Raw genomic sequence first — 5,887 nt, forward strand, 5'->3', positions numbered from 1 at the left:
CGATATTCTGGGTAATGCTGTCAACCTGTTGATGACTATTTTAATCTGTAGTCATTCAATCCTTGTAACATCAGGATGATCCTGGTGTCAGTGAAAATACGAAATCAACACGTTGGTATCATTACCCACCTGTGAACTGACGTCGGCATTTTGAATCTCACTTCGGCGTGCCCCCTCCGAATGGCGCAAAACATTTCGTGGTATGGCATGATAGCACCCGAAGAGAGTCAATTCAGGGTGGTAAATGTGAAACCAGTAACGCTATACGATGTCGCAGAGTATGCCGGTGTCTCTTATCAGACCGTTTCCCGCGTGATGAACCAGGCCAGCCACGTCTCTGCGAAAACGCGGGAAAAGGTGGAAGCGGCGATGGCGCAGCTGAACTACATTCCCAACCGCGTGGCACAACAACTGGCGGGCAAACAGTCGTTGCTGATTGGCGTTGCTACCTCCAGTCTGGCCCTGCACGCGCCGTCGCAAATTGTCGCGGCGATTAAATCTCGCGCCGATCAACTGGGTGCCAGCGTGGTGGTGTCGATGGTAGAACGAAGCGGCGTCGAAGCCTGTAAAGCGGCGGTGCACAATCTTCTCGCGCAACGCGTCAGTGGGCTGATCATTAACTATCCGCTGGATGACCAGGATGCCATTGCTGTGGAAGCTGCCTGCGCTAATGTTCCGGCGTTATTTCTTGATGTCTCTGACCAGACTCCCATCAACAGTATTATTTTCTCCCATGAAGACGGTACGCGACTGGGCGTGGAGCATCTGGTCGCATTGGGTCACCAGCAAATCGCGCTGTTAGCGGGCCCATTAAGTTCTGTCTCGGCGCGTCTGCGTCTGGCGGGCTGGCATAAATATCTCACTCGCAATCAAATTCAGCCGATAGCGGAACGGGAAGGCGACTGGAGTGCCATGTCCGGTTTTCAACAAACCATGCAAATGCTAAATGAGGGCATCGTTCCCACTGCGATGCTGGTTGCCAACGATCAGATGGCGCTGGGCGCAATGCGCGCCATTACCGAGTCCGGGTTGCGCGTTGGTGCGGATATCTCGGTAGTGGGATACGACGATACCGAAGACAGCTCGTGTTATATCCCGCCGTTAACCACCATCAAACAGGATTTTCGCCTGCTGGGGCAAACCAGCGTGGACCGCTTGCTGCAACTCTCTCAGGGCCAGGCGGTGAAGGGCAATCAGCTTTTGCCCGTCTCTCTGGTGAAAAGAAAAACCACCCTGGCGCCCAAGACGCAAACCGCCTCTCCCCGCGCGTTGGCCGATTCATTAATGCAGCTGGCACGACAAGTTTCCCGACTGGAAAGCGGGCAGTGAGCGCAACGCAATTAATGTGAGTCAGCTCACTCATTAGGCACCCCAGGCTTTACACTTTATGCGTCCGACTCGTATGTTGTGTGAAATTGTTAGCGGATAATAATTTCACACAGGATACAGCTATGACTATGATTACGGATTCACTGGCCGTCGTATTACAACGTCGTGACTGGGAAAACCCTGGCGTTACCCAACTTAATCGCCTTGCAGCACATCCCCCTTTCGCCAGCTGGCGTAATAGCGAAGAGGCCCGCACCAATCTCCCTTCCCAACAGTTGCGCAGCCTGAATGGTGAGTGGCAATTTGTCTGGTTTCCGGCACCAGAAGCGGTTCCGGAAAGCTGGCTGGAGTGCGATCTTCCTGTCGCCGATACTGTCGTCGTCCCCTCAAACTGGCAGATGCACGGTTACGACGCGCCCATCTACACCAACGTGACCTATCCCATTACGGTCAATCCGCCATTTGTTCCCACGGAGAATCCGACTGGTTGTTACTCGCTCACATTTAATGTTGATGAAAGCTGGCTACAGGAAGGCCAGACGCGAATTATTTTTGATGGCGTTAACTCGGCGTTTCATCTGTGGTGCAACGGGCGCTGGGTCGGTTACGGCCAGGACAGCCGTTTGCCGTCTGAATTTGACCTGAGCACATTTTTACGCGCCGGAGAAAACCGCCTCGCGGTGATGGTGCTGCGCTGGAGTGACGGCAGTTATCTGGAAGATCAGGATATGTGGCGGATGAGCGGCATTTTCCGTGACGTCTCGTTGCTGCATAAACCGAGCACGCAAATCAGCGATTTCCATGTAGCCACTCACTTTAATGATGATTTCAGCCGCGCTGTACTGGAGGCAGACGTTCAGATGTACGGCGAGCTGCGCGATGAGCTGCGGGTGACGGTTTCTTTGTGGCAGGGTGAAACGCAGGTCGCCAGCGGCACCGCGCCTTTCGGCGGTGAAATTATCGATGAGCGTGGTGGTTATGCCGATCACGTCACCCTACGTCTGAACGTCGAAAACCCGAAACTGTGGAGCGCCGAAATCCCGAATCTCTATCGTGCGGTGGTTGAACTGCACACCGCCGACGGCACGCTGATTGAAGCAGAAGCCTGCGATGTCGGTTTCCGCGAGGTGCGGATTGAAAATGGTCTGCTGCTGCTGAACGGCAAGCCGTTGCTGATTCGCGGCGTTAACCGTCACGAGCATCATCCTCTGCATGGTCAGGTCATGGATGAGCAGACGATGGTGCAGGATATCCTGCTGATGAAGCAGAACAACTTTAACGCCGTGCGCTGTTCGCATTATCCGAACCATCCGCTGTGGTACACGCTGTGCGACCACTACGGCCTGTATGTGGTGGATGAAGCCAACATTGAAACCCACGGCATGGTGCCAATGAATCGTCTGACCGATGATCCGCGCTGGCTACCCGCGATGAGCGAACGCGTAACGCGAATGGTGCAGCGCGATCGTAATCACCCGAGTGTGATCATCTGGTCGCTGGGGAATGAATCAGGCCACGGCGCTAATCACGACGCACTCTATCGCTGGATCAAATCTGTCGATCCTTCCCGCCCGGTACAGTATGAAGGCGGCGGAGCCGACACCTTCGCAACCGATATTATTTGCCCGATGTACGCGCGCGTGGATGAAGACCAGCCCTTCCCGGCTGTGCCGAAATGGTCCATCAAAAAATGGCTTTCGTTGCCTGGAGAGACGCGCCCACTGATCCTTTGCGAATACGCCCACGCGATGGGTAACAGTCTTGGCGGCTTCGCTAAATACTGGCAGGCGTTTCGTCAGTACCCCCGTTTACAGGGCGGCTTCGTCTGGGACTGGGTGGATCAGTCGCTGATTAAATATGATGAAAATGGCAATCCGTGGTCGGCTTACGGCGGTGATTTTGGCGATACGCCGAATGATCGCCAGTTCTGCATGAACGGTCTGGTCTTTGCCGACCGCACGCCGCATCCGGCGCTGACGGAAGCAAAACACCAGCAGCAGTTTTTCCAGTTCAGTTTATCCGGGCGAACCATCGAAGTGACCAGCGAATACCTGTTCCGTCATAGCGATAACGAGCTCCTGCACTGGATGGTGGCGCTGGATGGCAAGCCGCTGGCAAGCGGTGAAGTGCCTCTGGATGTCGCTCCACAAGGTAAACAGTTGATTGAACTGCCTGGACTACCGCAGCCGAAGAGCGCCGGACAACTCTGGCTAACGGTTCACGTAGTGCAACCGAACGCGACCACATGGTCAGCAGCCGGACACATCAGCGCCTGGCAGCAGTGGCGTCTGGCGGAAAACCTCAGCGTGACACTCCGCTCCGCGCCCCACGCCATCCCGCAACTGACCACCAGCGAAACGGATTTTTGCATCGAGCTGGATAATAAGCGTTGGCAATTTAACCGCCAGTCAGGCTTTCTTTCACAGATGTGGATTGGCGATAAAAAACAACTGCTGACGCCGCTGCGCGATCAGTTCACCCGCGCACCGCTGGATAACGACGGCGTAAGTGAAGCGACCCGCATTGACCCTAACGCCTGGGTCGAACGCTGGAAGGCGGCGGGCCATTACCAGGCCGAAGCAGCGTTGTTGCAGTGCACGGCAGATACGCTTGCCGACGCGGTGCTGATTACCACGGTCCACGCGTGGCAGCATCAGGGGAAAACCTTATTTATCAGCCGGAAAACCTACCGGATTGATGGAAGTGGTCAAATGGCGATTACCGTTGATGTTGAAGTGGCGAGCAATACGCCACATCCGGCGCGGATTGGCCTGACCTGCCAGCTGGCGCAGGTAGCAGAGCGGGTAAACTGGCTCGGATTAGGGCCGCAAGAAAACTATCCCGACCGCCTTACTGCGGCCTGTTTTGACCGCTGGGATCTGCCATTGTCAGACATGTATACCCCGTACGTCTTCCCGAGCGAAAACGGTCTGCGCTGCGGGACGCGCGAATTGAATTATGGCCCACACCAGTGGCGCGGCGACTTCCAGTTCAACATCAGCCGCTACAGTCAACAGCAACTGATGGAAACCAGCCATCGCCATCTGCTGCACGCGGAAGAAGGCACATGGCTGAATATCGACGGTTTCCATATGGGGATTGGTGGCGACGACTCCTGGAGCCCGTCAGTGTCGGCGGAATTCCAGCTTAGCGCCGGTCGCTACCATTACCAGTTGCTCTGGTGTCAAAAATAATAATAACCGGGCAGGCCATGTCTGCCCGTATTTCGCGTAAGGAAATCCATTATGTACTATTTAAAAAACACAAACTTTTGGATGTTCGGTTTATTCTTTTTCTTTTACTTTTTTATCATGGGAGCCTACTTCCCGTTTTTCCCGATTTGGCTACATGACATCAACCATATCAGCAAAAGTGATACGGGTATTATTTTTGCCGCTATTTCTCTGTTCTCGCTATTATTCCAACCGCTGTTTGGTCTGCTTTCTGACAAACTCGGGCTGCGCAAATACCTGCTGTGGATTATTACCGGCATGTTAGTGATGTTTGCGCCGTTCTTTATTTTTATCTTCGGGCCACTGTTACAATACAACATTTTAGTAGGATCGATTGTTGGTGGTATTTATCTAGGCTTTTGTTTTAACGCCGGTGCGCCAGCAGTAGAGGCATTTATCGAGAAAGTCAGCCGTCGCAGTAATTTCGAATTTGGTCGCGCGCGGATGTTTGGCTGTGTTGGCTGGGCGCTGTGTGCCTCGATTGTCGGCATCATGTTCACCATCAATAATCAGTTTGTTTTCTGGCTGGGTTCTGGCTGTGCATTCATCCTCGCCGTTTTACTCTTTTTCGCCAAAACGGATGCGCCCTCTTCTGCCACGGTTGCCAATGCGGTAGGTGCCAACCATTCGGCATTTAGCCTTAAGCTGGCGCTGGAACTGTTCAGACAGCCAAAACTGTGGTTTTTGTCACTGTATGTTATTGGCGTTTCCTGCACCTACGATGTTTTTGACCAACAGTTTGCTAATTTCTTTACTTCGTTCTTTGCTACCGGTGAACAGGGTACGCGGGTATTTGGCTACGTAACGACAATGGGCGAATTACTTAACGCCTCGATTATGTTTTTTGCGCCACTGATCATTAATCGCATCGGTGGGAAAAACGCCCTGCTGCTGGCTGGCACTATTATGTCAGTACGTATTATTGGCTCATCGTTCGCTACCTCAGCACTGGAAGTGGTTATTCTGAAAACGCTGCATATGTTTGAAGTACCGTTCCTGCTGGTGGGCTGCTTTAAATATATTACCAGCCAGTTTGAAGTGCGTTTTTCAGCGACGATTTATCTGGTCAGTTTCTGCTTCTTTAAGCAACTGGCGATGATTTTTATGTCTATTCTGGCGGGCAATATGTATGAAAGCATCGGTTTCCAGGGCGCTTACCTGGTGCTGGGTCTGGTGGCGCTGGGCTTCACCTTAATTTCCGTGTTCACGCTTAGCGGCCCCGGCCCACTTTCCCTGCTGCGTCGCAAGGTGAATGAAGTCGCTTAAGAAATTAATGTCGGATACGGCGCGAGCGCCTTATCCGACCAACTTATCAGGACGGAATG

General features: G+C 53.3%; 3 protein-coding genes. All 3 read left to right on the forward strand.

All coding sequences use genetic code 11. From position 1 onward, the window contains the following. The first annotated feature begins 246 nt into the window (after positions 1–246). The 3 genes from lacI to lacY all read left to right on the forward strand — a co-directional run bounded on the left by lacI (position 247) and on the right by lacY (position 5,828). Complete coding sequence (lacI, locus tag N6G83_RS53775; RefSeq protein ID WP_024193489.1) at positions 247–1,329, forward strand: DNA-binding transcriptional repressor LacI; 1,083 nt, start codon at positions 247–249, stop codon at positions 1,327–1,329. A gap of 122 nt (positions 1,330–1,451) precedes the next feature. Continuing rightward, entirely contained in the window at positions 1,452–4,523 is a 3,072-nt protein-coding gene (gene lacZ / locus N6G83_RS53780) for a beta-galactosidase (RefSeq protein WP_050152565.1), read from the forward strand. 51 nt (positions 4,524–4,574) lie between these two features. Beyond that, entirely contained in the window at positions 4,575–5,828 is a 1,254-nt protein-coding gene (gene lacY, locus N6G83_RS53785) for a lactose permease (protein WP_039184238.1), read from the forward strand. Positions 5,829–5,887: the final 59 nt, after the last annotated feature.

Source organism: Serratia sp. PL7 (assembly GCF_945957435.1).